We start from the raw sequence: 23723 nt of genomic DNA, 5'->3' as shown, positions 1-23723 counted from the left end.
CAGAACACCCTTTCTATCAACATTAACCAGCGATGTGAGCGATCGCTTCCACTTCTACCCTGACACCCATCGGCAGATCCTTCACCGCAAAGCAGCTGCGGGCCGGGCAATCTTTCAGGAAATAGCGTTTATAAACCTCGTTGAACGCGGCAAAATCACTGATCTCGGCGAGATAGCAGGTGGTCTTGAGCACGGTATCCAGGTTGCCGCCGGCGGCCTCCAAGACATGCTTGAGGTTCTCCAGCGCCTGACGGCTCTGGGCTTCGATGCCCCCTTCCACCACGCCACCCTGCTGTTTGCACACCGGCAGCTGGCCAGAGGTAAAGATGAGGTCGCCATAGGCAGTGCCATGGCTGTAGGGACCGATGGCATCGGGTGCGGCTTCTGCCACGATGATCTTTTTCATATTGCCACTCCTTAAAATGCAATTATTTTTGCAATCAATAGTCTCGTCTTGTTCAACATTATTTGCTTATTAGGCATTCCATTCAACTAAAACCTGCAAAAACAGCGATAAATTCGGTAGCAGGCGCAAATTGAAAGCGTGATCTGTCTCCCTCTTTAGGTAGAAGAGCGATAAAAAGCATTGTTTTGCCGCTTTTTATTCAACTATATTTGCGCCTGATTTTTACCCCTACAAAAACAAGGTATTTTATGGACGCGCACAGTACGACACTCACCCGGCCCGTGATGGGCACGCTGGAATGGAAAGAAGCGGTTCGTTTTGACAGCACCGACTGGGGCTGGGTCATCATGAGCATCGGCATGGCCATCGGGGCGGGGATCGTCTTCCTGCCGGTGCAGGTGGGACTGATGGGGCTGTGGGTGTTTCTGCTGTCGGCGGTGATCGGCTACCCGGCCATGTACATGTTCCAGCGCCTCTTCATCAATACCCTGGCCACCTCGCCCGAGTGCAAGGACTACCCCAGCGTCATCAGCGGCTACCTCGGCAAGAACTGGGGCGTGCTGCTCGGCGCCCTCTACTTCGTGATGCTGGTGATCTGGGTGTTCGTCTACTCCACCGCCATCACCAATGACAGCGCCTCCTTCCTGCAAAGCTTCGGGGTCACCCAGCAACTGCTCTCCGAGAATCCCTTCTACGGGCTGGTGCTGATCTGCGCCCTGGTGGCGTTGGCGTCGCGCGGCGAGAACCTCTTGTTCAAGATCTCCACCTTCATGGTGTTGACCAAGATCAGCGTGGTGGCGGTACTCGGTCTGATGATGGTGAGCAAGTGGGATGCCGCCAACATCACCGCCATGCCGGCCAGCGGTGACTGGCTGAAGGATGCCATCGTCATGCTCCCCTTCACCCTCACCTCCATTCTCTTCATCCAGAGTCTGAGCCCCATGGTGATCTCCTACCGCTCGCGGGAAAAATCCCTGGAAGTGGCTCGCTTCAAGGCGATGCGCGCCATGAACATCGCCTTCGGCATCCTGTTCGTGGTGGTGTTCTTCTACGCCGTCTCCTTCACCCTGGCCATGGGCCACGAGCAGGCGGTCAAAGCCTCCGAGGAGAACATCTCGGCGCTGGCCATGGTGGCTCAGGGCATGCCGGGCCAGACCCTCAAGCTGCTCAGCCTCACCCTCAACATCTTCGCGGTGATGACCGCCTACTTCGGCGTCTATCTGGGCTTTCGTGAAGCCTGCCAGGGGCTGGCGATGAACCTGCTGCGCCGGGTGATGCCGGAAGAGCGCATCAACAAGGGGCTGGTGGGCAAGGGCATCATGCTGTTCACCGTGCTGCTCTCCTGGGGGGCCATCGTGCTCAACGCCCCGGTGCTGAGCTTCACCTCCATCTGCAGCCCCATCTTCGGTATGGTGGGGTGCCTCATCCCGGCCTACCTGGTCTATCAGGTGCCGGCGCTGCACAAGTACAAAGGGGTCTCCCTCTACATCATCATCGTCACCGGCCTGCTGCTCTGCGTCTCGCCCTTCCTGGCGTTCAACTGAGCCGCAACCTTCTCCCATCGGCAACGGGCCACCCTGAGGGTGGCCCGTTTTTCTGACCCATTCAGCCCCCCTCGCCACGGGAAAAAGCCAAGGGGATCACAACTTCCACCCCGCCCCCAGCCGAGCCACCCGGCGAGGAGTAATATCCAGCCATCCCGCTACACGCCCCGTCGGGGCCCGAGGCTTCATATGAAATGGATATTCACGCCCGCCATCCGGCTCGGCAATCAGCTCTCCTTCAAGTACAAGTTTTTGCTCTGGTCCTGCCTGATGCTGCTGCCGCTCGCCTACAGCATGACCAACCTGCTGGGTCGGCTGCAGGACGACAACGCCCAGGCCCGCAAGGAGCTGGCCGGCGTGGTCAAGCTAGCGCCGCTGCCCGCCATCGAGCAGGCCCTGCTGACCCATCGCAACCTGGTCACCCGCCACGGCTATGAACAGAACCCGGTCGGCGAGGAGGAGGTCAAGGCCGCAGCCCGGGCCGTCGATGCCAGCCTGGCCGCCTTTGCCGCCACCAAACAGCAAAACCCCGTGTTCGATACCCTCGCCCAGGAGTGGTCCAGCCTGCAAAGCGAGGCGCTCGGGCTCGAGGTGGATCAGAGCAACCTGCGCCACGACAAGCTGCTGACCGAGGTGCGCCACCTCTACAAGAGCATCACCGCCGCCAGCAGCCTGGTGCAGGATCCCGCGCTCGGCACCTACTACATGGTGGTGCTCGCCAGCGAGCGGCTGCCGCAGCTGCGCGATCTGCTGGCCCAGGTGCGGGATCGGGCCGCCACCATCGCCGACTTCGGCCTGTTTCAGGCCCAGGGCTATAGTGCGCTGCGCTTTCGCCTCGACCTCATCAACGCCACCCTGCAGGAGCTGGAGGCCGACCTGACCCTGCTCTATGAGATGGCGCCCGCCTATCGCAGCGAGCTGGGCCAGCAGACCGACGCCCTGCTGCTGCAGGCCCACCAGGGGGTCGATACCCTGGAGAATAAGATGATGAAGGACCAGCAGGTGCAGCTCTCCAGCAAGGAGGTGCTGGCGCTGGGGGATGGGCTGGATGCCGCCATCACGGCGCTGGCGGGTCAGGTGCGCGAGCGGCTGGAGGCGGATCTGCACCAGCGCATGACCGCCAACCAGCACCACTTCTGGTGGGTGACCGGGCCGCTGACCGCCATCCTGCTGGTCTATCTCTACCTGATGATCGGCGCCTATCTCTCCTTGCGTGGCACCGTGGGCCGGGTGCGGGAGATCGCCGCCCGGGTCAACGCCCAGGATCTCAGCCAGCAGATCGAGATCGTCGGCCAGGATGAGCTGGCCGCCATCAGCCGGGATTACAACGTGACTCTGCAGACCCTGCGCACCCTGATGCTGCGGGTGCGGGAGAACGGCGTCAGCGTAGTGGAGAGCGCCACTGAAATCGAAGCGCGGACCTGCCGCTCCCAGGAAGTGATCGCCGATCAGCAAGGGGAGACCCATCAGGTGGCCACCGCCATCAAGGAGCTGGCCGCCACCTCCCACGACATGGCGGGCAACGCCCAGCAGGCCGCCCGCATGACCCAGGAGGCGCAGGCCGTGGTGGGTCAGGGCGAGGCGGTGGTCGAGCGTACCATCAAGGCCATCGACCACATCAACCGCGAGGTGCTGCGCACCGCCGAGACCATCGGCCAGCTGGAGCAGCAGTGCAGCCAGATTGGTGGCGTCATCGGGGTGATCCGCGGCATCGCCGAGCAGACCAACCTGCTGGCGCTCAACGCCGCCATCGAGGCGGCCCGCGCCGGCGAGCAGGGGCGCGGCTTCGCGGTGGTGGCCGACGAGGTGCGCTCGCTGGCCAACCGCACCCAGGGGGCCACGGTCGAGATCCAGCAGATGATCGAGCAGCTGCAAACCGGCGCCCGCGCCTCGGTCAGCGCCATGTCCGCCGCCAGCCGCGAGGCGCAGGAGGGGGTCGGTCTGGCCCAGGAGGCTCAGCAGGCCTTTGGCGCCATCACCGAGCGGGTGGGCAGCATGGTCGACACCAACTCGGTGATCGCCAGCGCCATCGAGCAGCAGGGGGCCGTGGTCAACGAGATAGAGCGCAACGTGGTGCGCATCTCCGATGGCAGCGACGAGGCGCTGCAGGTGGCCAACGCGGCCCGCGACGCCGCCCGCCAGATCCACCAGCTCACCGAGCAGCTGCGTGCCATGGTGCAGAGCTTCGTGCTCTGAGCCAGTCCCCGTCACTCACCCCAGCCCCTTGCCGGGCTGGCTTTTTTTTGCCAATTCAGACAGTCAGGCAGCATTGTTTTTCTTGGCGAAAAAAGTATCAACTGCCCATTGTGCGCTGAGGATAAAGCGGGGTAATCTTCAGCCACAACAAGATTCGAACGTTACCTTTATTGCCTGCAACAGGCCCGGGGATCAATTCGACGCCCGAGAAACAGTTCGACGAAAGTTCGGCGAGAGGAAGCTCGCATCACGACACACTAGTTCAGGCGAGGTATCGCAAATGGCGAAGTACCAGTTTTTCTCTATCCCGGCTTCCAACCGGCAGCAGTACACCTTTATCGACATGGCCTCCCCCACCTTCCTGCCCGAGAAAGAGGCGCTGCTGGCGCAGGGGTTCGAGGTGGAAGAGGATTTCATCGATGCGGCCAACCCGCGCGAGGCGGTGGAGAAGTATCGCTCCAACTTCCTCTACGTGGCCGATGAGATAGGCAAGTCGGACGCCGGTTACGCTGCGGCCATCGCCGTGCAGGCGCTCGGCAAGACACTGCTGGGGCAAAACCGAGACAATTGAGTAGATAAATGAAGCGCGGCCAGCGGCAAGCTGCCGATGGCCGCAGGCAATGCTGGCAATGTAGTTCAGCAGCGGGCGAGCTGGCGGAGCATCTCGATAAGCTCCTCTTCGCTGCTGGGCTCATAAGCGAGCTGCAGGCTCGGCGCGGCGCCCCCCATCAACATGTAGACGTGGGTGCTGCAGTGATCGTAGTGATACCACTTACCGTCGATACAGACGTCGGTGTAGCATCTCGGGTCCCTTTCAAGTTCCATACGCACATCCTTTTGTTACATCCCTTCAACATCACTCTGACCGTAAGATAACCCGGCCGCTGCAAACTTGATGCAGATCAAGGGAAGCGACGGCCGACGCGGATATCTGCCGGATCTGCGGCCCATGGGGCCCCAAACCGACATCTATCAGCCGCACTCAACCCAAGATTCACCCCGCCGGCGCCTGCTGCGGATCATGCGCAACAAAAACGGCGCCCGCAGGCGCCGTTTTTTTATGCCCGCACCACATGGTCTCGCGGTGCGGGTGAACAAGCCTTGGGCTTATTCGTCTTCCAGGTAGGCGTAGCCTTGCAGACCCAGCTCCAGCTCGTCGAGCAGGGCCTTGCGGGTCGCGTCGTCCAGCGCCGGGTGGGAGACGATGCGCTGGTAGTTCTCGCGGATGACCGACGGGTCGATGTTGACGTAACGCAGCAGCTGATCGACGGTGTCGCCGCGCACCACGTTGCGAATGTCCATCTTGCCTTCGTCATCGAGCCACACTTCCGCGCAGTGGGTGTCACCGAACAGGTTGTGCAGATCCCCCAGGATCTCCTGATAGGCACCGACCAGGAAGAAGCCGACGTGGCACTCTTCGTGCTCGCCATACACTGGCATCGGCAGGGTGCTCTCGACCCCCAGACCGTCGACGTAGTGCTCGACCTGACCGTCGGAGTCACAGGTGATGTCCATCAGGATGCCGCGGCGGGTGAGCGGACGCTCGAGGCCGGCCAGCGGCATCACCGGGAACACCTGACCGATACCCCAGGCATCCGGCAGGGACTGGAACAGGGAGAAGTTGGCAAAGCACTTGTCAGCCAGTTTCTCGGAGAGCTCGTCAGCCAGCGCACGGTGATTGCGGTTGACCGGGTTGAGCAGCTCTTTGAGCGCCAGACAGGTGTTCTGGTGCAGCATCTCGGCCCAGGCGCGTTGCTCCAGGTTGAGCAAGCCCATGGTGTACTGGGTATTGACGTCACCGAGGTCTGCCACCGAGTCGTGGAAGATCTCCAGCAGGGAGGGATCTTCGCTGCGCAGGTCCAGCCAGCCTTTCCACATGTTCTGCAGAATGGTGGGCGCATCGTCGTCCGGTGCGCTGATGTCGTTCATCTCCACCCCTTCGGCACCAATGATGTTGGTAACCAGCACGGCGTGGTGAGCGGTCAGGGCACGGCCGGACTCGCTGATGATGGTCGGGTGCGGCAGGTCGAACTCGCGGCAGACATCGCCGATGCCCCACACCACGTTGTTGGCGTACTCGGAGAGGCTGTAGTTGGCGGAGCAGTGGCTCTGGGAACGGGTTCCCTCGTAGTCCACCCCCAGGCCGCCACCCACGTCAACCACTTCGATGTTGGCACCGAGGCGACGCAGTTCGGCGTAGAAACGGCCGCACTCGCGGATGCCACCCTGGATGTCGCGGATGTTGGCGATCTGGGAACCCAGGTGGAAGTGCAGCAGTTGCAGGCAGTCCAGCTTGCCCAGCCCGCGCAGACGCTCGATCAGCGCCAGGATCTGGGAGGCGGACAGACCGAATTTGGACATGGAGCCGCCGCTCGATTCCCACATGCCGGAGCCGGTGGAAGCCAGCTTGGCACGCACCCCGATGTTGGGCTTGATGTTGAGACGAGCTGACTCGTCCAGCACCATTTCCAGCTCGGAGGGCTTCTCCACCACGATGTAGACCTTGTGGCCCATCAGGTTGCCCAAGAGGGCATGGCGGATATATTCGCGGTCTTTGTAACCGTTGCAGACGATCACCGAGCCTTGCTCATGGTGATGGGACAGCACGGCCAGCAGTTCCGGTTTGGAACCAGCTTCCAGGCCAAGCCGGGGCTTGTCGCTGTAGGACTGGCTGATGGTCTCGATGACGCGACGCTGCTGGTTTACCTTGATCGGGTAAACGCACAGGTAGTCCCCTTCATAGCCTGACTTCTCGATGGCCTGACCGAAGGCGTTGAACAGCGCATCGACCCGACTCTTGAGGATGTCGGGGAAACGCAGCAGTACCGGAGTGGTCAGCCCGGATTGACGCAACTGTTCGATGGCGTCGGAGAGCACGATCTGTGCATCAGGGCGTGATTTGTCGGGAGCGACGGTCACATGACCGGCGTCATTGATGTTGAAAAAACCCGCACCCCAGTAGGGAACGTTGTAGACCTTCAAGGAGTCCTTGCTGGACCAGTTAGTCATGGGCTATGCCTCGCAAATGAGCGGCCGGTGGCCGCCTTCGTTACCCTCAATCACATCCAGACCATCGATGACAAGGTGCGGCGCGCCGAGGCGGCCTGCCGGCTCGGGAAGGGCGACTCCTGCAACCTGCGCGCACTACGCGGCGGGTTGACCCGGGCCCTTCCGTCACATCCCTTGCACATCGCGGCAAGCCTAGGCTGCCTGGTGGATCTTGGGGAAGTAACGAGTCTTGATGTGGGGCTGGTGGCTTTACATCAAGCTCAACGGTATGCGGTGCTGCGCTCACAGCGCCGCGGTACTTTGATGACGGACAGCATCAGCCACGCGGTCCGTTCATCATTCGGCAGCCATCACGACAGCAAGGGAAGGTTTCAAGGAAGAGAAGCGAAGGCGTCAGCACGCGTGCGTGTTGATAGACGACAACAACCACAGCCAGCTCAGCACCAGTGACCGCCCATGACAAGGGAAGATGATGAGCCGTTGGCTCACTCGGTCAGCTGGACATTGAGTGTCCGTTGTTCTCCCTGATACCGGAGCCTAACCGGTATTAAAGAAACCATACCCTAGCAGTGTCTGTCGTTGCTGCGTGCCTCGCCCTATAGGCGTCTGATCTTCCGGGAGTCTGGCGGCCTCTGCCTGCTCAGGGTTGCCCTTGGATCGGCGCGGAGTGTACACACTTACCGCCAGCGGTGACAATAAAAAATAGTGTTCAAAAACTGCTTTTAATAAGGCGATCAAATCTTGCTGCCAGCAGGCCTGGCACGCGGGGGAAGAAGTCCGTCCACCCCCTCTTTTCCACCCTGAAAATAACGCCGGTTTGCGCCATCCGTTGTCGCCCCCGCCCCCCTCAGTGCTGAACGCCTGCCGAGCCATATCACAAGCCGCTTAAAAATGTCGATTATTGAATATTTTATGCTGCGCTTGATATCAACAACCACAGTCTGAACCACCTTACACGTTTACAGCCAGATCTTCGCCAAAAAATGCGGCAAAAACTGCGCTGACGCAAAAAGCCGCGCCGCCAGATTGGCCACAATGGCCCCTCCCCACCGGTACGAGGCTTGCCAATGGATACCTTGCTTGAGCGTTTTTTGCGTTACGTGACTTTTCATACCCGCTCCGATGCGACCAATCCCGCCTGTCCCAGCAGCGAGGGACAGCTCGTCTTCGCCCGCGCCCTGTGCGACGAGATGCAGCAGATGGGACTTAGCCGGGTCACCCTGGACGAATACGGCTACCTCACCGCCTGCCTGCCGGGCAACCAGCCGGACGCGCCGGCCATCGGCCTCATCGCCCACATGGATACCGCCGACTACGAGGCGGCGCACGTGGTGCCCCAGATCATCGAAAACTATCAGGGCGGCGACATCTGTCTGGGCAAGGGGGACGAGGTGCTGGCCATTCGCGACTACCGCTTCCTGAAAAACTACCTGGGGCAGGATCTCATCACCACCGACGGCAGCACCCTGCTGGGGGCCGACGACAAGGCGGGCATCGCCGAGATCCTCACCGCCATCGACCACCTGCTGGCCCACCCCGAGATCCCCCGTGGCGATGTCTGGGTCGGTTTTACCCCGGACGAGGAGATAGGCCGCGGCGCCGACCGCTTCCCGCTGGACCGCTTCCCGGCCAAGTGGGCCTATACGGTAGACGGCGGCGAGCTGGGTGAGCTCGAGTACGAGAACTTCAACGCGGCCGGCGCCACCGTGCGCTTTATCGGCAACAACGTGCACCCCGGCACCGCCAAGGGCAGCATGATCAACAGTCAGACCCTGGCCGCCCGCTTCCACGCCGCCATGCCCACCGAGCAGACCCCGGAGGCGACCGACGGCTATCAGGGCTTCTTCCACCTGGCCCAGATGAACGGCACCGTGGAAGAGACCTGCCTGCACTACATCATCCGCGACTTCGACGACGAGGGCTTCGCCGCCCGCAAGGCCCAGCTCAAGGAGCGGGTCGCCTCGCTGCAGCTGGAGGCGCCCCGGGCGCGCATCGAGCTCACCCTGACCGACAGCTATCGCAACATGCGCAGCCAGATCGAGCCGCATATGCACATCGTCGAGCTGGCCAAGGCCGCCATGCAGGCCGCCGACGTCACCCCGAGGATCAAGCCCATTCGCGGCGGCACCGACGGCGCGCGGCTCTCCTTTATGGGGCTGCCCTGCCCCAACCTGTTTACCGGCGGTCACAACTTCCACGGCAAGCACGAGTTCATCCCGCTGCAATCCATGGAGAAAGCGGTCACCACCCTGGTGGAGCTGGTGCGCCTGACTTCGGCCTGGCGCGGCTAGACCGGCCATCGTCACCGCCATGACAACAAGAGGGGGGCCGGTTAACCGGCTCCCCTCTTTGCCATCAAACTGTCATCCCGCTGCCATGGGGCGGGAACAGAAGGGCGTCACGCTAGGGCAACGACTCATCGGAGCCCAGCCCATGTTCAGTGTCGATGCCCTGCTACAACAACACCTGCCCCGCCTCTCGGCCCACGGCCTGCTGCGCCCCCTGCTCCGGCAGGGGCTGCGCTGGCTGCTGCACGAGCAGGCGTTTCAACGCTTTGCCACGAGTCATCCCCACTTGCGCGGACTCGACTTCGTCGAGCAGGCGCTGACCGAGCTCGACTTCGACTACCGGGTGAGCGAGGCCCAGCTCGAGCACATTCCGGCCAGCGGCCGGGTCATCATCGTCGCCAATCACCCCATCGGCTCCCTCGACGGGCTGGCCCTGCTGCGCCTGCTCGGCCGCATCCGGCCGGACGTCAAGATAGTGGCCAATCAGCTGCTGGCCCAGCTGACGCCACTGCGCCCCCTGCTGCTGCCGGTGGACAACCTGGGCGGCAAGACCGACCGGCGCGCCATTCTGGCGATGGGGGAACACCTGGCGAGCGAAGGCGCGCTGGTGATCTTTCCCGCCGGCGAGGTGTCGCGCCTCGGCCCCAAGGGGGTCAAGGACGGCCCCTGGCAGGCGGGCTTCATCAAGCTGGCCCAGCGCACCCGCACCCCGCTGGTGCCCATCCACCTGGACGGGCGCAACGGTCTCTCCTTTTATCTCGCCGCCTGGCTCCACAACGACTGGGCGGGGCTGTTGCTGGTCAAGCAGCTGTTTCGCCAGCAAGGGAAACGCATCGGCGTCACCATCGGCGCCCGCATTCCGGTGAGCGGGGTGCAGGAGCTGCCCGCCAAGAGCGCGGCCCGGCTGGTACGCAGCCACCTCTACCGAGTCGGGCGCGGCAAGCGGGGGTTGCTGGCCACCGAGGCCCCCATCGCCCTGCCGGAGGAGCGCCGTCAGCTCAAACAGGCCATCGACGCCTGCGAGGCGCTCGGCCATACCCCGGATGGCCAGGGGATCTACCTCTACCGGCGCCACGAGCTGAGCCATTCGGTGATCCTGCGCGAACTGGGGCGCCTGCGGGAAATCGCCTTTCGGGCGGTAGGGGAAGGCTCCGGCAGGCGGCGAGATCTCGATGCCTTCGACGATGACTATCACCATCTCATTCTCTGGGATCCGGCCCGGCTCGAGATCATCGGCGCCTACCGTTTCGCGCCGGTGGCCGAACTGCTGACCAGCAAGGGGCTTGGCGGCCTCTACAGCCACACCCTGTTCGGCTTTGAAGAGAAATTGCTGCCCAGGCTGGAGCTTGCCATCGAGCTTGGCCGCAGCTTCATCCAGCCCGCCTATTGGGGCAAACGGGGGCTCGATTACCTCTGGTTCGGCATCGGCGCCTATCTGGCGCGCTATCCCCGCTATCGCTACCTGTTCGGCCCGGTGTCGCTCTCCGGCAGCCTGCCGGCGGCGGCCAAGGATCTGCTGGTGAGCTTCTATCGCCAGCATTTTGCCCCCGAGCTCGCGCTCGCCCCGTCACGCCGCCCCTACCCCGCCACGCCGCCGCTGTTTACCGGGCTGGATTACGGCGCCGATCTGCGGGAGCTCAAGGCCCGCCTCGACAACCTGGGCTGCGCCATTCCTACCCTCTACAAGCAGTACTCCGAGCTGTGCGAGCCGGGTGGCGTGCAGTTCATGGATTTTGGCATCGACCCCGACTTCAACCACTGCATCGACGGCCTGGTGTGGGTGGATGTGAGCCGCCTCAAGCCCCACAAGCGGGCCCGCTATATCGGCCTCCCCGCAGAGGAAGCGCCGGGCACAGCTGCCGACCGTTGACCAGACGCCACAACGAGAGAGGGAGGCCTGTGCCTCCCTCTCTTTGTCATTGATGCTGTGGCCTACTCGGCGGCCGACTTGCGATCGGCATGGCCGAGGTCGCGCTCGGGGGCGATGACATCGCGCACCCGCTGCTTGATCTCCTTGGCCTCGGGGAAGCCATCATCGGCCACCCGATCCCACACCAGCACCCCATCCACCAGGATGCGAAACTCCCCCTTGCTGGCCGGCACCAGCGCCACCTCGCCGAGATCGCTGTCGAAGGTGGAGAGCAGCTCCTGGGCCAGCCAGGCGGCGCGCAGCATCCAGCGACAGAGGGTGCAGTAGCGGATCTCGATGCGGGGTTTGGGGGTGGGCAGCGTCGTGTCGCTCATGTGGTCACTCCATCAATGGCGGCTAAGAAAAAGACACTCACTGGGCGACCCCGTGGAAGTCGGCCAGCCAGTGGCGGGCAATGGTGCGCATGGTCGATTGCGGCAGGTCGAACAGGCCGGGGGCCAGCGGCTGCAACGCCAGCTGACGCACCCCTTCGATGATCTCCGCCAGCACCAGATAGACGTATTCACCGATGACGGCGCCGTGGACGAAGTTGACCGCCTCGCCCCGGTTGAGCAGGAAGATGGTGCTACCGTCGGGGCGGGTCAGTGCCAGCACGTGGGGGCACACCTCCTCGCTCGGCCAGGGCAGCTGGGCGAGGCAAAACGCAAACTCGTCGTCCGCCGAGGTGACCGAGGCGACCATGGTGCCGGGGCGCAGCTGCTGTAGATCCGCCAAGTCCAGCGCGCCGTTGCCGGTGGAGCAGATCACCAGCTCGGCCCGACCGAGGGCTTCGGCCTTGCCCACCAGCTTGAAGCCGTGGGAGAGCGCCTCCACCTGGCGCAGCACGTCGGTCTCCACCAGCTCCAGGTGCAGGTTGCGGCACCTGAGCTCACGGGCGATGCTGCGACCCACCTTGCCGTAGCCGAACAGGGCGGCCTGGCAGACATTGAAGGTGCGGTTGAGGGTACGGGCCAGGGATTCGGCGGAGTAGACCACGCTCAGGCCAATCTGGATATCCTCGGCCTGCTTCAGGGGGCTGCGCGCCACCGAAATGACCGGGGTGGCCAGCACCTCCAGCTCGTAGCGCTGATGGCCGTTTTCGGTCATCTCCACCACCCCGAGGAAGCGGGGGCCGAAATACTCGCTGAGGGTGACCTGGGTTCTGGCGAAATAGCCCCCGATATCGAGGATGATCAGCCGCTCATGGGGCGCCACCAGCGGGGCTATGTGCTCGATCACTCCCTGTGGGGTGTTGGTCCACTGGCGATTGAGGGGCAGTACCGGATAGTGTTGCTGGGCCCAGGTCAGGGTCGGTCCATGCACTGACTTGGGTTTGGGCAGGATGGCGCCGATCCTCCCGATCTGATCGAGGGCCTGGATAAACTGGGGGCGATCGGGAAGCAGATGGGTAACCAGCAGGATGCAGAGCCCGTCGAGACGTCCCTGCTCGGTGAAATGGCGAAAAAACAGATGCTCAGATCCTTGACTGCGCAACTGTGGCCTCCTTAGCGCGCCGCAAACAAGCAGGCAAACAGAACCCGGTCAGACCGGGTTCTGTGTGTGTCCAGATAATTGAAAATCCTTTTTATCTGAAAGCACTATGGGGCTCAATCATTATCTGTGCAGACTATGACGAAGTCGGCAACTTTCGGGTTAATTGTCTGTTTTTTATGCTAAAAATCAGTACAACGAGGCTTCCGGCCACACCTTCCAGAGGCTGAGTCCGGCCCCCAAGCCCGCCAGCAGGATCAGCAGAGCCCAGCGCTGGATCCAGGGCTTGCTGCGCAAGGTCCACTCCAGCAGCGGCAGCAGCCAGACCGGCAGCAGCACCAGCAGCGGCACTTCCACGTATTGCCAGGCGAGCATCTGGACAAAGGCCAGCGCCAACCCGAGCGCCGCGGGCGCCACCTGGCTGCCGGCAAAGGCCCCGAGCAGGGCACGGAAACCGGCGAACGCCGCCAGCGCGCCGGCCAGCTGGGCAATCAGCAGGCTGCCGTCGATACCGATCACCAGCGTCAGCCAGATAAAGCCGAGGGCAAAGCCGAGCCCCTCGCGGCTGTCACCACGCAGCCCGGTCCATCCCAGCCAGGCGATGGCAGGCAGCAACGCCAGCCAGATGGCAGGCTCGCTCGCCAGCACCGAGGCCAGCCCCTGCCACCACACCAGCGCCCCCAGAGCGGCAAACAGCGCAAGCGCGGCCCGCTGGTCGGCCAGTTGCGCCGCCAGGGCGGGCACCAGCAGAGTCAGCGGCAGCCACTGCCACGCCTTGACCGGCAGCCCGTAGGCACCGCCCAGCAGACAGCCCACCAACCAGAGCGCCAGGGCGCCCCACAGATACCCCAGCCGCGGCCAGCGCCACGACAGCAAAGCGGCTCCCAAAGGAGCCGCCAGGGTTTGCAGCAGGAGTGCCGCGCCCATTACTTGCGCACGCCTTCGACGAACAGATTGATGCTCATCTCGTCGGGGATGTTCGGCACCATGTAGTTCACGCCAAAGTCGCTGCGCTTGATGGTGGTGGTGGCGTTGAAGCCGCTGCGGTAGCCACCCCAGGGATCCTTGCCTTCACCTATGTGGACCAGATCGAAGGCCACTTCCTTGGACACGCCATGCAGGGTCAGGGTGCCTTTCAGTACGCCCTTATCCTTGGTGCCCTCATAGCCGGAGCTGACGAAGGTCATCTTGGGGAACTGCTTCACGTCGAGGAAATCGGGGCTGCGCAGGTGTTTGTCGCGCGGCTCGTGGTTGGAGTCCACGCTGGCGGCATCGATCTCGAAGCTCGCCTTGGCCGCCGCCGGGTTGGCGTCGTCCATGCTGAAGGTGCCGCTGAAGGTATTGAAACGGCCCACCAGTTCGGAGAAGCCGAGGTGACCCACTTTGAACTGCACCGTGGTGTGCGCCGCATCGACGTCGTAATCGGCTGCCATCAGGGGAGCCGCCATAAACAGGCAGGAGGCCAGCAGGGCCTTGGTCATTTTCATCCGTTCGTTCCTTCATATTGGGGGTTCACAACAACAGCCAAGATGCTAACCTCCATATCGGAAGAGATAATCAGCGATTTATTAAAATAATTATCAACTGAGAGTGAAAGATGGACCAGATAGCCGCCATGCGCACCTTCATCAAGGTGGTGGAGTGTCAAAGTTTTACCAAGGCCGCCAACCAGCTCGGCATCTCGGTCGCCATGACCTCCAAGCTGATGCAGCAGCTGGAGGAGTCGCTCTCCACCCGGCTGCTGTCGCGCACCACCCGCCAGGTCAACCCCACCGAAGCCGGCCAGTTCTACTACCAGCGCTCCCAGGCGCTGCTGGCGGAGCTCGAAGAGACCCACAGCCAGCTCACCCGCAACAACCAGCAGCCTCAGGGCACCCTCAAGCTGTCGGTGCCGATGGATTTTGGCTACCTGCACCTCTCCCCCGCCCTGCCGCTGTTTCGCGAACGCTACCCGGATCTGAAGCTGGAGATAGAGTACAGCGACCGACGGGTGGCACTGGTGGAAGAGGGGTTCGATCTGGCGCTACGCATCGGCAACCTGCCGGACTCCTCCCTGGTGGCCAAACCGCTGGCCATGATGCGACTGGAAGTGTGTGCCAGCCCGGCCTATCTGGCCCGGCGAGGCACGCCGAACACCCCGGAGGATCTCAAGCAGCACGACTGCCTGCTCTACACCCTGACCCAGCCGGACTGGGTGTTCAAACGGGATGGCGAGCAGCTGAGCGTGCGCCCGCAGGGGCCGCTGCGGGCCAACAACGGGGTGGCCCTGACCCGGGCGGCCTGCGACCATCAGGGCATCATACTGCAGCCCACCTTCATCGTCGGCGATGCGCTGCGCTCCGGCGCCCTGGTGTCACTGCTGCCGGAGTGGGAGAAGGGGCAGGTGGGGCTCTATGCCCTCTATCCGCACCGCCGTTTCGTCTCGGCCAAGGTGCGCTGTTTCATCGAATTCGTGCAGGAGCGCTATCTCGCCCCCCACTACTGGGATCGCAAGGCTTAAGACCTTTGCAGTGACCGAGGTGACGGGATGGCTATGAGACGACGCTATCGGCAGGCAACGGCAGCTCGGCCACCAGCAGCAAGTCGCGCAGGCTCAGCTGCCAGCGCGGCAGGCGCTGGCGCAGGGTCGCCAGCTGCGCCTCGTCAAAGGCATAGGGCAGGGTGATATGCAGGCAGTGGCAGTCGAGCATGCCGGCCAGCTGCAGGGTCAGGATGAGATTGGCCTCGTCGGTCTTATGCTTGTTGATCCGCTTGCCCAGTTCGTGGCGAAAGTGGGTCTCGGGATCCTGGGTCATCGCCTGCCAGCCATAACCAAACAGCGGAATGAAGGCGCTGACGACCCCCAGCGCGGTCAACGGCTGTTTGGGCGGGTGATAGAGGGCGTTGAGATCCAGCTCGATGGGCGTTAGATGCAGCTCACGATTGCCGGACAAAATAGTATTACTCATTGGATAACCCTGTTGATTCCACTAGACTGCGCCGCATATTTGACCTGACATGCCAACGAGGTGCTGATGCTAAGCGATATCGAGATCTCCCGCCAGTCCCCCCGTCTCCCCATTCACGCGCTGGCCGAACGCCTCGCCATCCCTTCGCACCAGCTCCATCCTTACGGTCACTACAAGGGCAAACTCAGCCTCGAGCTACTCAAGTCTCTCCCCAAACCGGCGGGCAAGCTGGTGCTGGTGAGCGCCATCACCCCCACCCCGCTTGGCGAGGGCAAGACGGTGACCACCCTCGGCCTCTCCATGGGGCTCAACCATATCGGCCAGCCCAGCATCGCCACCATCCGCCAGCCGAGCCTGGGCCCGGTGTTCGGGGTCAAGGGGGGCGCCGCCGGTGGTGGTCACGCCCAGGTGGTGCCGATGGAGGAGATGAACCTGCACCTCACCGGCGATTTTCACGCTCTCACCGCCGCCCACAACCTGGCGGCGGCGGCCCTCGATGCCCGCCTGTTCCATGAACGCAAGCTCGGCGACCAGTTCAGCGCCAGAACCGGTTTGCAGCGGCTCGATATCGATGCAGACAACATCCTCTGGCCGCGCACCCTCGACATGAACGACCGCGCCCTGCGCCACCTCACGATTGGACAGGGGAACGCCGCCGACGGGGTGGAGCGCAGCGATCGCTTTGTCATCACCGCCGCCTCCGAGCTGATGGCCATTCTGGCGCTGGCGAGCGATCTGAAAGATCTGCGCCAGCGCATCGGCCGCATCCAGCTGGCCCGCGACCTGCGCGGCAAGCCCATCACCGCCGAGCAGCTGGAAGTGGCGGGCGCCATGACGGTGCTACTCAAAGAAGCCCTGCAGCCGACCCTGATGCAGACCACCGAGCAGACCTCGGTGCTGGTGCACGCCGGCCCCTTTGCCAACATCGCCCACGGCAACTCCTCGGTGATCGCCGATCGCATGGCCCTCGGCCTCACCGATTACGTGGTGACAGAGGCGGGCTTTGGCTCCGACATGGGGCTGGAGAAGTTCTTCAACATCAAGCACCGCCAGTCCGGTATCACGCCGGCCTGCGTGGTGCTGGTGGCGACGGTGCGCGGCCTCAAGGCCAACAGCGGACTGCTCGACATTAGACCGGGTCAGCCGCTGCCGGAAAGCCTGCTGCGCGAGGATCTGCCGACTCTCGAGCAGGGCTGCGCCAACCTCGGCTGGCACATCGCCAATGCCCGCCGCTACGGGGTGCCGGTGGTGGTGGCCATCAACCGCTTCCCCACCGACAGCGAGGCCGAGCTGGCCCTGCTGGCCCGCGCGGCGCTGCGAGCCGGCGCTTGTGGCAGCGCCATCTCCAGCGCCTTTACTCAGGGTGGAGCCGGTGCCAGCGAGCTGGCCCAGGCGGTGGTGGCCGCCTGTGAGCAGCCAGGCAAGGTCAAACTGCTCTACCCCGACCAGGCGAGCCTGGGCGCCAAGCTGGCGACCCTGGTGGAGTGCGGTTATGGCGGGCGCGGCGTGCAGCTTTCCGATAAAGCGCGCCAGCAGCTGGCACAACTCTCTGCCGAGGGGTGGGATCACTTGCCGGTCTGTGTGGCCAAGACGCCGCTCTCCATCAGCCATGACCCCGCCCTCAAGGGGGTGCCGACGGACTTCGAGGTGCCCATCGAGGAGGTGAAGCTGTGCGCCGGTGCCGGTTTCGTCTATGCCCTGGCAGGCCCCATCATGACCATGCCGGGCCTTGGCAGCCTGCCGGCCTACCGTCATATCGACATCGATGATAACGGCGAAATTGTCGGCCTGAGCTGATGGTTGATGGTTGATGGTGAGTGGCAGCTGCAGGCCAAGCCACCGCCTCGACAGCCTGCCACCGGTTACCGTCATATCGATATCGACGATAACGGCGATATCGTCGGCCTGAGCTAAATGAGCGGATAAAGGGTCTGGCGCCGGCCGATGGCGCTACGCTCATCGACCCTGCGATCAGCAAACCTGCCAGAAACAACAAGGCCCCGCTGATTGGCGGGGCCTTCTGTTATTTGCCTGGTGGCAGCAAGATTTAGAGGGTGAAACGCTGGGTCATATGGTGCAGCGTATTGGCCAGCTTGCTCAGCTCCACGCAGGCCTGAGCGGTCTGTTGGGCCCCCAGGGCGTTCTCGTCGGCCGCATTGTGGATGTTGACGATGCTGCGGTTGAGCTCCTCGGTCACCGCGTTCTGCTCCTCGGTGGCGGTGGCGATCAGGGTGTTCATGTCGGTGATCTGGGTGACGGCACCGTTGATGGTGTCGATGCTGCTGCCCGCTTCCCGGGCCAGCCCCACGCTCTCCTGCATCTGCTGGCGACTCAGCTGCATAGCGCTGCCCGCCTCGGCGGTACGCTCCTGCAACACCTCGATCATCTTGCTGATCTCGGCGGTGGAGTTCTGGGTGCGCTGGGCCAGGGAGCGCACCTCGTCGGCAACGACCGCAAAACCGCGACCCTGCTCACCGGCACGGGCCGCCTCGATGGCCGCGTTGAGCGCCAGCAGGTTGGTCTGCTCGGCGATGCCGCGAATGACGTCCAGCACCATGCTGATGTTGTTGCTGTCCTGCTCCAGCTGCTGTACCACGGCGCCCGCCTGCTCAATCTTGACCGACACCTCCTCGATGCTGCTGATGGCGCTGCGCACCACCTGATTGCCCTGGGTCGAGGTACGGGAGGCATCCTTGGCGGCACTCATGGCGTCCGTGGTATTGCGGGCCACCTCGTTGACGGTGGACTGCATCTCGTTCATGGCGGTGGCGACCTGGGAAACCTCGCTCTGCTGGCGAGCCATGCCGGTGGCGGATTGCTCGGAGATGGCGCTCACCTCCTCCACCGCGCTGCTGAGCTGGCTCACCGAGCCGGCGATCTCGCTCACCAGATCCGCAAGCGCACCCTGCATGCGATCGATGGCGGCGCCGAGCTGGCCCAGCTCGTCACGCTTGAAGCGACTGCCGCGGATCCACTCCTGCAGTTCGCCCTTGCCCAAATCACCGCTCGCGATGCGCTGCGCCTGACGGGCCAGCATCACCAAGGGATCGCGGATCTGGCGGGTCAGCACGGTGGAGAGCACGGCCGCCAGCCCCAGACCCAGCAGCAGGGCGATGATGATGCTCAGCTTGGCGCTGTCAAACGCCTCCACTACCTGGGCACGGGAGCCCACGGAGTAGCCGTGGTTGATGCGGATCAGATCCGCTACCGACTTGGCCAGATTGGTATAGAGGGTGATCCCCTCGCTCATGAACAGCCGCTGGGCCTCCGCCAACTGGCCGCCATCCTGCATCAGCCGCACCCGCTGGTGCAGGGCGACGTACTTGTCCCAGTCCTGCTTGACGATATCGAAGGTGCGACGCTCCTCCACATCCTCTGCCCAGATGGTGGCATCGTGGGCTTTGACCTGGCGGGCAACCTCTTGCAGGCTCTGCTCGCTGAGATCCCGATAGTGGGCCCGCTGCTGCGGGTCGGCTGCCACCAGAAACACATCCAGTTCATAGCGGCGCAGGGTGTTGATGGTCTCACCCAGGGTGCTGGTGCGCACCACGGCGGGCAATATGCTGTCGGTAAAGCCGATGGCCGCCCGGTTCATGTTGCCGAACTGCAGCAACGAGAAGCCGCCGATGAAGGCCATCATCAGGCCGAGCACGGCAAAGCCGGCGGTGAGTTTCTTGCCAATGGTCATGGTACTGGTATTCATGGCATGTCCTGGATATGAGTGAACAGATAACGCTCGTCTGGACCGTAGCGATACGATCCGCAGTCACCGCCTCCATGGCGGCTCATCCAGCCTTGATGAATCTATGTCCTTGCATGAACGAGGCGAACAGTGTTGCCAAAGTGCCGATCTGCCCAAGCGCCGAGCCCAAGCCGCAATGGCACATGGCAGGGAAACGGCAGCAAGACCCCGGTCGAGAGAGCCGCCGGAACAGGCACCTTGCCGACTTGCCTGCACTCCCAAAGAGCGCACCCAAGCCATGAAAAGGTATATCGACCGGGCCTGCCAATCCCTTGAGGAAAATCGTCGGGGCGACCGGCGGGCAGTCAGGAGCAGGAAAAAGGAGGGGAGAGCGAGGAGACATGCCGCAGCGGCGGCACGTCTCCGGGCAGATCAGCGCTTCAGGCCGGCCAGGAATTCGGCGCGGGTATCGGGCTGGGTCTTGAACACCCCACCGAGGGAGGTGGTGGTGGTGTAGGAGGTGGAGTCCATCACACCGCGGGCTTTCACGCAGAAGTGGGTCGCCTTGATGCTGATGGCCACATCCTTGGTACCGAGCAGGGTCTGCAGCGCCAGCAGGATCTGCTGGGTCAGTCGCTCCTGCACCTGGGGACGGCGGGCAAAGAACTGCACGATGCGGTTGATCTTGGAGAGCCCGATCACCTTGCCACGGGGGATGTAGGCCACGTGGGCCAGCCCGTCGATGGTGACGAAGTGGTGCTCGCAGGTGCTGGTGAGGCTGATGTCCCGCACCATGATCATCTCGTCCACCTTCATCTTGTTCTCGATCACCGTCACCTTGGGGAAGGTGGCGTAATCGAGGCCGGAGAAGATCTCGTTGACGTACATCTTGGCGATGCGGTGCGGCGTCTCCGCCAGACTGTCATCGGCCAGATCCAGCCCCAGCGTCTCCATGATGGCGCGCATGTGGCCTTCGATCTTCTCCCGCTTCTGCTGACCGTCCAGTGCATTGGCCACCAGAGGTGTTTCGAGGCCCTCGGCCTCGAGGGCGGCCCTGACCAACAGGGCTTCCCGACTTAAGCTCGTCATCTTGTTCCTCTCCCACGCTCAGGGACTGTGATGGCCGCCTTGTCTATGACGGCATTCTGTTTTGGCGCAATAGTAAACGGCGATTATTGTCATAATTCAAGCTAACTCAAGCCCGTTCCCTGACTTTATGCCAATCCGGCGAATTTTACCCCGCCGGTGCTCCCCATACGGGGGTACCCTTTCGCTCCGGTCGCTGCCTATCTGTGCAGCCAGTCGGTTTTATCCCGCGGCAACCTGCCCATCCAGCTGGATTTTTGGGATAATCCGCCCTCTACTCCCCCTCCATCACACAATGAGGTCATGACATGGGATTTGATACCAGCGGACTACTCCCCCTGAGCGACGCCCTGCAGGGCATGCTGGCACAGCTTGACGGCTGCTGCGACAGCGAACAGCTGCCCCTGCCAGAGGCCCTTGGCCGGGTACTTGCCATGGATATCGCCTCCCCCCTCTCCGTGCCTCCGTTCGACAACTCCGCCATGGATGGTTACGCGGTGCGGCTGGCGGATCTCGCCGGCGGCGCCCCCCTCATCATGGCGGGCAAGGCCTTTGCCGGTCAGCCCTATCAGGGCGAGTGGCCCGCCGGCCACTGCGTGCGCATCATGACCGGCGCTCCGGTGCCGGCCGGGACGGATGCGGTGGTGATGCAGGAAGAAACGCAGGCCGACGGCGACAGGATCACCTTTTTGACCACGCCGGTGCCCGGCCAGAACATTCGCCGCCGCGGCGAAGACATCCGCGAGGGCGCCAGCGTGCTCGCTGCCGGTACTCGCCTCACCGCCCGGGAGATGCCGCTGCTGGCCTCCCTCGGTATTGCCAGCGTGCCGGTACGTCGGCCGCTCAAAGTGGCCATCTTCAGTACCGGTGACGAGCTCAAGCCGGTCGGCACCCCCCTCGCCCACGGCGACATCTACGACTCCAACCGCTACGGTGTGCGGGCCATGCTGGATCGCATGGGCTGCGACTGCCTCGACCTTGGCATCATCCCAGACGATCCGGCCCAACTGCGCGCCGCCTTTCTGAAGGCCGATCGCGAGGCCGACGCCCTCATCACCACCGGCGGCGTCTCGGTGGGGGAAGCGGACTTCACCAAACAGCTGCTGGAGGAGCTCGGCGAAATCGGCTTCTGGAAGCTCGCCATCAAGCCGGGCAAGCCGTTTGCCTTCGGTCGCCTGCCCCACGCCTGGTTCTTCGGCCTGCCGGGCAACCCGGTCTCCGCCATGGTCACCTTCGATCAGCTGGTGCAACCGGCGCTGGCCAAGCTGGCGGGCCAACGCTTCGAGCGCCCGCTTCAACTGCCAGCCATTGCCGCAGAGCCGCTCAAGAAGGCACCGGGCCGGCTCGACTTCCAGCGCGGCATCCTGACTCAGGGGCCAAACGGCCTGGAGGTGCGCAGCACCGGCTCGCAGGACTCCGCCGTGTTCAGCTCCCTGTCGCGGGCCAACTGCTACATCGTCCTTGAGCGCGAGCGGGGTCGTGTCGCGGCAGGCGAGACGGTCACCGTCGAACCATTCGGGGGATTGCTGCTGTGAGCGAGATCCTGAGCGATGCCGAGCTGTTGCGCTACAACCGCCAGATCATCCTCAAGTCCTTCGACTTCGAGGGCCAGGAGGCGCTCAAACAGGCTCATGTGCTGGTGATCGGCGCCGGCGGCCTCGGCTGCGCCGCCAGCCAGTATCTGGCGGTGGCCGGGGTCGGCCAGCTCACTCTGGTCGATTTCGATCGGGTGGAGCTCTCCAACCTGCAGCGCCAGGTGCTGCACACCGATGAGCGCCTCGGCCACTACAAGGTAGACTCCGCCGCCCAGTCCCTGCACGCCCTCAACCCCTGGCTCAAGGTGGAGACCCACGCCGCCGTGGCCGACGAGGCGCTGCTCGATACCCTGTTGCCACAGCACCAGCTGGTATTGGATTGCACCGACAACCTGGCCATTCGCAACCTGCTCAACCAAAAGGCCCGCCAGCACGGCGTGCCGCTGGTCAGCGGCGCCGCCATCCGGCTGGAGGGACAAGTCTGCAGCTTCACCTGGCAGGAGGGGGAACCCTGCTACGCCTGCCTCAGCGCCCTGTTTGGCGAGCAGGCGCTCACCTGCGTCGAGGCAGGGGTGCTGGCACCTGTGGTGGGTCTGGTGGGCAGCCTGCAGGCACTCGAAGCCATCAAGCTCTTGGCGGGGATGGGCCGCAGTTACAGCGGCCGCCTGCTGATGATCGACGGCCTTGGCGGCACCTTTCGCGAGATGAAGCTGCCCAAGCGTCCCGACTGTCCGGTCTGCTCGCACGGGTGAATCATCCCAGCCAGCCTTTTCGCCAACAAAAAAGCCGACCCATGAGGTCGGCTTTTTTTATCTGTCACTGTTCTCCACCACTTCATCAATGGGTAGAGAGGATCCGCTGCAACAGATGATTGAAGCCGGAGGGGTCTTCCGCCGGCCAGGCGTGGTGGCCGTTGGGGGTGTGGATGGTGGCGTTGGGCAGGGAGGCGAACTGCTCCACCCGCTTGGCGAGCGGCAGATAGTCGTGACTGGTGGAGATGATGGCCACCGGTTGCCAGATGTTGCCTAGCCGGGCGCGCACCGACCAGCCGGGCAGTGCCTCCAGCAGCGCCTTGTAGGTTTTCTTCTTGTTGCGCACGAAACGCAGCCGGAAGGTGTGACGCACCTGGGCAAGGTCGGGGCCGGGAAAGAGCTCGCGGCCGAGCCACCAGGCCAGCGGCCGCAGGCCGAACCAGCGCAGCCACTTGAGGCGCTGGGCAAAGCGCTCCTGCTCTTTTGGCGTCTCCAGCAGAAATTCGCTGAAACCGTTGACCAGCACCAGCCCCTGTACCTTGTGCGGCAGTTGCAACGCCAGCTCCAGCGCCACCATGGCCCCGAGCGACAACCCCACCACCCAGGCGGGCTCAGGCTGTTCATCGAGCCAGTTCACCACGTCCGCCGCCAGGGTCGTCACGTCGAACGGCCCCTCCTGCATGCTCTGGCCGTGGCCGCGCAGATCCAGCGCCACCACCCGGTAGTGCTCGGAAAAGCGTTCGATCTGCGCCTGCCAGTCGAGGCTGGAGGAGCCCAGCCCATGCAGCAGCAGCAACAAGGGGCCCTCCCCCGCACTGCGCAGAGCAAGACCGTTGGATTTCATCACCTGATTGCGGCGCATCAGTTCATTGCCTCT

21 protein-coding genes are annotated in these 23723 nt (G+C 63.4%); 10 read left to right on the top strand and 11 right to left on the bottom strand.

The window, feature by feature from the left end; all coding sequences use genetic code 11:
* Positions 1-22: 22 nt before the first annotated feature.
* Entirely contained in the window at positions 23-406 is a 384-nt protein-coding gene (locus AHA_RS08145; protein ID WP_011705513.1) for a Rid family detoxifying hydrolase, read from the bottom strand.
* Positions 407-654: 248 nt separating this feature from the next.
* On the opposite strand from AHA_RS08145, the gene AHA_RS08140 reads away from it, so the two are divergent.
* From AHA_RS08140 to AHA_RS08130, 3 genes are all read left to right on the top strand, one after another.
* Complete coding sequence (locus tag AHA_RS08140; protein WP_202795499.1) at positions 655-1950, top strand: aromatic amino acid transport family protein; 1296 nt, start codon at positions 655-657, stop codon at positions 1948-1950.
* A gap of 189 nt (positions 1951-2139) precedes the next feature.
* On the top strand, positions 2140-4146 hold the full coding sequence (locus AHA_RS08135) for a methyl-accepting chemotaxis protein (RefSeq protein ID WP_164927596.1): 2007 nt from the start codon (positions 2140-2142) through the stop codon (positions 4144-4146).
* A 280-nt stretch (positions 4147-4426) separates the two neighbouring features.
* On the top strand, positions 4427-4717 hold the full coding sequence (locus AHA_RS08130) for a hypothetical protein (protein ID WP_162518438.1): 291 nt from the start codon (positions 4427-4429) through the stop codon (positions 4715-4717).
* A 65-nt stretch (positions 4718-4782) separates the two neighbouring features.
* On the opposite strand, the gene AHA_RS08125 is transcribed toward AHA_RS08130, so the two are convergent.
* Positions 4783-4971 (bottom strand): hypothetical protein, encoded by a 189-nt coding sequence (locus tag AHA_RS08125; protein ID WP_011705509.1) that lies wholly within the window; start codon positions 4969-4971, stop codon positions 4783-4785.
* Positions 4972-5253: 282 nt separating this feature from the next.
* Complete coding sequence (gene speA, locus AHA_RS08120) at positions 5254-7155, bottom strand: biosynthetic arginine decarboxylase (protein WP_011705508.1); 1902 nt, start codon at positions 7153-7155, stop codon at positions 5254-5256.
* A 27-nt stretch (positions 7156-7182) separates the two neighbouring features.
* On the opposite strand from speA, the gene AHA_RS08115 reads away from it, so the two are divergent.
* The 3 genes from AHA_RS08115 to AHA_RS08105 all read left to right on the top strand — a co-directional run bounded on the left by AHA_RS08115 (position 7183) and on the right by AHA_RS08105 (position 11313).
* Positions 7183-7605: a hypothetical protein gene (locus AHA_RS08115; RefSeq protein WP_164927495.1), complete on the top strand. Its 423-nt coding sequence runs from the start codon at positions 7183-7185 to the stop codon at positions 7603-7605.
* Positions 7606-8222: 617 nt separating this feature from the next.
* Positions 8223-9446 carry a peptidase T gene (gene pepT / locus AHA_RS08110; protein ID WP_011705507.1) on the top strand — a complete coding sequence of 408 codons (1224 nt, stop codon included), beginning with the start codon at positions 8223-8225 and terminating at the stop codon, positions 9444-9446.
* Positions 9447-9588: 142 nt separating this feature from the next.
* Positions 9589-11313 (top strand): lysophospholipid acyltransferase family protein, encoded by a 1725-nt coding sequence (locus AHA_RS08105; RefSeq protein ID WP_011705506.1) that lies wholly within the window; start codon positions 9589-9591, stop codon positions 11311-11313.
* A gap of 62 nt (positions 11314-11375) precedes the next feature.
* Here the strand turns inward: AHA_RS08105 and AHA_RS08100 are convergent, their stop codons facing one another.
* The 4 genes from AHA_RS08100 to AHA_RS08085 form a co-directional block, all read right to left on the bottom strand.
* Complete coding sequence (locus AHA_RS08100) at positions 11376-11687, bottom strand: SelT/SelW/SelH family protein (protein ID WP_011705505.1); 312 nt, start codon at positions 11685-11687, stop codon at positions 11376-11378.
* A 37-nt stretch (positions 11688-11724) separates the two neighbouring features.
* Entirely contained in the window at positions 11725-12846 is a 1122-nt protein-coding gene (locus tag AHA_RS08095; RefSeq protein ID WP_011705504.1) for an adenosylhomocysteinase, read from the bottom strand.
* A gap of 186 nt (positions 12847-13032) precedes the next feature.
* Positions 13033-13770: a hypothetical protein gene (locus AHA_RS08090; RefSeq protein ID WP_011705503.1), complete on the bottom strand. Its 738-nt coding sequence runs from the start codon at positions 13768-13770 to the stop codon at positions 13033-13035.
* Positions 13770-14330, bottom strand: coding sequence for a YceI family protein (locus AHA_RS08085; RefSeq protein WP_011705502.1), 561 nt, complete (start codon positions 14328-14330; stop codon positions 13770-13772). Before AHA_RS08085 ends, AHA_RS08090 begins: the two co-directional genes overlap by 1 nt.
* A gap of 110 nt (positions 14331-14440) precedes the next feature.
* Between AHA_RS08085 and AHA_RS08080 the strand changes: the two genes are divergently transcribed.
* Positions 14441-15343 carry a LysR family transcriptional regulator gene (locus AHA_RS08080; protein WP_011705501.1) on the top strand — a complete coding sequence of 301 codons (903 nt, stop codon included), beginning with the start codon at positions 14441-14443 and terminating at the stop codon, positions 15341-15343.
* 31 nt (positions 15344-15374) lie between these two features.
* On the opposite strand, the gene AHA_RS08075 is transcribed toward AHA_RS08080, so the two are convergent.
* Positions 15375-15791: a hypothetical protein gene (locus AHA_RS08075; RefSeq protein ID WP_011705500.1), complete on the bottom strand. Its 417-nt coding sequence runs from the start codon at positions 15789-15791 to the stop codon at positions 15375-15377.
* 66 nt (positions 15792-15857) lie between these two features.
* On the opposite strand from AHA_RS08075, the gene AHA_RS08070 reads away from it, so the two are divergent.
* Positions 15858-17588 (top strand): formate--tetrahydrofolate ligase, encoded by a 1731-nt coding sequence (locus tag AHA_RS08070; RefSeq protein ID WP_011705499.1) that lies wholly within the window; start codon positions 15858-15860, stop codon positions 17586-17588.
* Positions 17589-17838: 250 nt separating this feature from the next.
* On the opposite strand, the gene AHA_RS08065 is transcribed toward AHA_RS08070, so the two are convergent.
* Positions 17839-19494, bottom strand: coding sequence for a methyl-accepting chemotaxis protein (locus AHA_RS08065; protein WP_011705497.1), 1656 nt, complete (start codon positions 19492-19494; stop codon positions 17839-17841).
* A gap of 411 nt (positions 19495-19905) precedes the next feature.
* Entirely contained in the window at positions 19906-20562 is a 657-nt protein-coding gene (gene folE / locus AHA_RS08060) for a GTP cyclohydrolase I FolE (RefSeq protein ID WP_011705496.1), read from the bottom strand.
* Between the two features lie 305 nt (positions 20563-20867).
* Here folE and moeA point away from each other — a divergent pair, with 305 nt between their 5' ends.
* Together moeA and moeB are read left to right on the top strand one after the other, a co-directional pair.
* Positions 20868-22094, top strand: a complete 1227-nt coding sequence (moeA, locus tag AHA_RS08055; protein ID WP_011705495.1) for a molybdopterin molybdotransferase MoeA — start codon at positions 20868-20870, stop codon at positions 22092-22094.
* Entirely contained in the window at positions 22091-22846 is a 756-nt protein-coding gene (moeB, locus tag AHA_RS08050; RefSeq protein WP_011705494.1) for a molybdopterin-synthase adenylyltransferase MoeB, read from the top strand. Before moeA ends, moeB begins: the two co-directional genes overlap by 4 nt.
* Before the next feature lie 85 nt (positions 22847-22931).
* Here the strand turns inward: moeB and AHA_RS08045 are convergent, their stop codons facing one another.
* Positions 22932-23708, bottom strand: coding sequence for an alpha/beta fold hydrolase (locus AHA_RS08045; RefSeq protein WP_162901982.1), 777 nt, complete (start codon positions 23706-23708; stop codon positions 22932-22934).
* Between the last annotated feature and the right edge of the window lie 15 nt (positions 23709-23723).

This window comes from Aeromonas hydrophila subsp. hydrophila ATCC 7966, from assembly GCF_000014805.1.
GTDB lineage: Bacteria > Pseudomonadota > Gammaproteobacteria > Enterobacterales > Aeromonadaceae > Aeromonas > Aeromonas hydrophila.
This window is presented reverse-complemented; position numbering and strand designations above follow the sequence as displayed.

Coding starts and splice junctions, on each gene's coding strand:
- AHA_RS08080 (WP_011705501.1), top strand. CDS start 14,441: ATGGACCAGATAGCCGCCATGCGCACCTTCATCAAGGTGGTGGAGTGT.
- AHA_RS08145 (WP_011705513.1), bottom strand. CDS start 406: ATGAAAAAGATCATCGTGGCAGAAGCCGCACCCGATGCCATCGGTCCC.
- AHA_RS08070 (WP_011705499.1), top strand. CDS start 15,858: ATGCTAAGCGATATCGAGATCTCCCGCCAGTCCCCCCGTCTCCCCATT.
- AHA_RS08125 (WP_011705509.1), bottom strand. CDS start 4,971: ATGGAACTTGAAAGGGACCCGAGATGCTACACCGACGTCTGTATCGAC.
- AHA_RS08130 (WP_162518438.1), top strand. CDS start 4,427: ATGGCGAAGTACCAGTTTTTCTCTATCCCGGCTTCCAACCGGCAGCAG.
- speA (WP_011705508.1), bottom strand. CDS start 7,155: ATGACTAACTGGTCCAGCAAGGACTCCTTGAAGGTCTACAACGTTCCC.
- AHA_RS08140 (WP_202795499.1), top strand. CDS start 655: ATGGACGCGCACAGTACGACACTCACCCGGCCCGTGATGGGCACGCTG.
- moeA (WP_011705495.1), top strand. CDS start 20,868: ATGGGATTTGATACCAGCGGACTACTCCCCCTGAGCGACGCCCTGCAG.
- AHA_RS08065 (WP_011705497.1), bottom strand. CDS start 19,494: ATGAATACCAGTACCATGACCATTGGCAAGAAACTCACCGCCGGCTTT.
- AHA_RS08100 (WP_011705505.1), bottom strand. CDS start 11,687: ATGAGCGACACGACGCTGCCCACCCCCAAACCCCGCATCGAGATCCGC.
- AHA_RS08045 (WP_162901982.1), bottom strand. CDS start 23,708: ATGCGCCGCAATCAGGTGATGAAATCCAACGGTCTTGCTCTGCGCAGT.
- AHA_RS08085 (WP_011705502.1), bottom strand. CDS start 14,330: ATGAAAATGACCAAGGCCCTGCTGGCCTCCTGCCTGTTTATGGCGGCT.
- AHA_RS08075 (WP_011705500.1), bottom strand. CDS start 15,791: ATGAGTAATACTATTTTGTCCGGCAATCGTGAGCTGCATCTAACGCCC.
- folE (WP_011705496.1), bottom strand. CDS start 20,562: ATGACGAGCTTAAGTCGGGAAGCCCTGTTGGTCAGGGCCGCCCTCGAG.
- AHA_RS08105 (WP_011705506.1), top strand. CDS start 9,589: ATGTTCAGTGTCGATGCCCTGCTACAACAACACCTGCCCCGCCTCTCG.
- AHA_RS08135 (WP_164927596.1), top strand. CDS start 2,140: ATGAAATGGATATTCACGCCCGCCATCCGGCTCGGCAATCAGCTCTCC.
- AHA_RS08090 (WP_011705503.1), bottom strand. CDS start 13,770: ATGGGCGCGGCACTCCTGCTGCAAACCCTGGCGGCTCCTTTGGGAGCC.
- pepT (WP_011705507.1), top strand. CDS start 8,223: ATGGATACCTTGCTTGAGCGTTTTTTGCGTTACGTGACTTTTCATACC.